The 2,596-nt window shown below is 35.7% G+C and carries 2 protein-coding genes; both read right to left on the minus strand.

Annotated elements, in window-relative coordinates; genetic code table 11:
• Nucleotides 1-161: 161 nt before the first annotated feature.
• Nucleotides 162-899: an IS21-like element helper ATPase IstB gene (gene istB, locus E0H99_RS17080; protein WP_131998510.1), complete on the minus strand. Its 738-nt coding sequence runs from the start codon at nt 897-899 to the stop codon at nt 162-164.
• Between the two features lie 137 nt (nt 900-1,036).
• Entirely contained in the window at nt 1,037-2,464 is a 1,428-nt protein-coding gene (gene istA, locus E0H99_RS17085) for an IS21 family transposase (RefSeq protein ID WP_205728716.1), read from the minus strand.
• Nucleotides 2,465-2,596: the final 132 nt, after the last annotated feature.

Consider the following 2,596-nt stretch of genomic DNA (forward strand, 5'->3'; position numbering starts at 1 on the left):
TGCAAATTCCAGTGATATTGACCACCCAATTCCAATTTAAAGTGAGCACCTGATTCCAATTCAAAATGACCACCTAATTCCGGAGCAAATGACCACCTCCATTTTTCATTAAAAACTACTCTTTTTCATCTGTTAATTAGTATTCAAATATACTTAAAATATTAACCTTTGTTTATACCTCTTTTCTTTCTCATAGATTCTCCGTGCAATTCGATTCGGTGAGATTGATGTATCAGCCTATCCAAAATTGCATCAGCTATGGTTTTTTCTCCAATGATGTCATACCAACCTTGCACTGGAATTTGTGATGTTACAATTATAGAACCATTATTATGCCTGTCTTCAATGATTTCTAAAAGGGTAATTCGGTTGTGACTATCTAATGCTTGGAGTCCAAAATCGTCAAGAATAATGACATCTTGCCTTTCAATTTTGGCCAATTCTCGCAGGTAAGAGCCATCTGCTTTGGCCATTTTTAATTTAGCAAACAACTTCGAAGTATTAAAATAGCTCACCTTAAAACCTTGTATACAGGCTTGATAACCCAGTGCAGTGCCTAAATAGCTTTTGCCTACACCAGTACTTCTCGTGATTAAGATGTTTTCATTTTTTTCTACAAATTCACATTCTGCCAGACGCAGAACCATGTTGCGATCTAGATTACGGGTTTGGTCAAAATTGATAGTTTCAATGTTTGATTTGTAATGAAATCGGGCATTGGTGATACTGCGCGCAATACGACGATTGTGCCTTTCATCCCATTCGGCATCAATAAGCATCGATACAAACTCATCGAGTGTATAATGGTCTGTTTTTCCGCTTTCAATGGCTGTTTTAAAAGCATTGAACATGCCATAAAGCTTCATTTGTTTCATTTTTGTTACTGTGGATTCATTCATGATTACTTGGTTTTAATTTAATTATAATACTGTTTTCCTCTTATGTTACCGTGACTCGGGAGTTCTTGCTCGGGTTCTTGGTCAAAATCAATATGGTCTAAGTTGTTTTCTAAAATATTTTGTATCGTCTTAAAATTCTAAATTTTATAATCAAGTGCCCGCCTGCAGGCATTTATTAATCGCCCTTTCCCTACCTTTTTCTCGAAGCCCAGTATTCCTAAACAACTCTTATAAGCCTGTTCAGGATGGTTTCTGCTTTCGATGATCTGCATGATATATTCTGCTACTGACTCATCAATGCTACTTGCCCAATCAATAAATCGAGCAGGACTCCACTGGGCTACAAATTGATGTGTACTGGCTAAATGCTCTGGGATTGTAGTATAGATATAAGGTTTGTAATTCCTTGGATGAATGGCTATTCGATTGTATTTATAATAAATCTCTACCGTAGATTTGGTATACAATAGTTTTACTTTTTTCTTTATATATTGATACGGAACACTGTAATAATTTTTGTCTTGACTTAATTGAACATGTCCGTTTTGCATGACTGTTGCAAAGGATTGGTATTTAATTTCAAAACGTTCTTGTGGTAGTGGGCGGAGTTTTTGTTGCTCATCTTCTAAAAACAATTCTACACGAGAGTAAGGACGTCCTGTGAGTTTTCGACTATTATGAGCATCCAATAAATCCCATATCTGCTGGTTTAATTCTTCCAGAGAAAAGAATTTAGTTTCTTTTAGATTTACATAAATCCTTCGGTACAATATCTTGACAGCTCCTTCAACCAATGACTTATCTCTTGGTTTATAAGCCCTGGCAGGCAAGATTGTAGTTTGGTAATGTTCTGCTAAATCAGCCAAGGTTTCATTGATTGTTGGCTCAAAACGACTGCTTTTTATTACTGCATATTTTAAATTATCGGGGACAATTGCCGCAGGAGTGCCTTCAAAAAAACGCATGGCATTTTCTACAGATGTAACAAAATCTTCTTTTTGTTGACTCATGGAAGCTTCGGCATAAGTGTATTGACTGGCTCCCAATATGGCTACAAAAAATTGTACTTCTTTGATTTCTCCAGTGTCGTTATCAATAATGCAGAGTGTTTTTCCGGCATAATCCACATACATTTTATCACCACCTTTGTGATTCATGTGCATTACTGGATTGACTCGTTTACCCCATGTTTTGTAATGATGGCCAAATTGTGAGCTTCTGTAGCCATCAGGGTTTACGGCAATATATTGCTCCCACATATGTTGTACGGTAACGCCAACTTTTTTTAGCTCCCGTCCCATTTTAGGGAAAAAATCATAGAGAATTTGCAGTTTGGGACTAATGGATTCCACTGTAGTGTGTGAAAACAAAAGATCCAGTTCTGCATCAGTTTTTTCATTAATCACTTCAATACTTAATCCGAGGACTTCAAATAAAGAAATATACTTCTTTACTGTATTCCTGGAAAGAGATAAGTAGCTACTTATAAATAACTTACTCTTTCCATTACAATAGGATTTAATTGCTTTTCTAATTTTACTCATGTCTGTTATTTTGTTAGCCATAATCCGTATTTTTTTAACGAATATATGGTGCTAACAACATGAAAAAATTAGTAGTTTTTAAGGATCAATTTAACCCAAAATTAGGTGGTCAATTTGAACAGGAAAGTGGTGGTCAATTTGACCGGTTTTTCC

It is taken from the genome of Flavobacterium sp. GT3P67 (assembly GCF_004349155.1).
In the GTDB taxonomy this organism is placed as follows: domain Bacteria; phylum Bacteroidota; class Bacteroidia; order Flavobacteriales; family Flavobacteriaceae; genus Flavobacterium; species Flavobacterium ranwuense.

What these genes read in the sequence shown, in the direction of transcription:
- istB (WP_131998510.1), bottom strand. Translation starts at nt 899, where the DNA reads ATGAATGAATCCACAGTAACAAAAATGAAACAAATGAAGCTTTATGGC.
- istA (WP_205728716.1), bottom strand. Translation starts at nt 2,464, where the DNA reads ATGGCTAACAAAATAACAGACATGAGTAAAATTAGAAAAGCAATTAAA.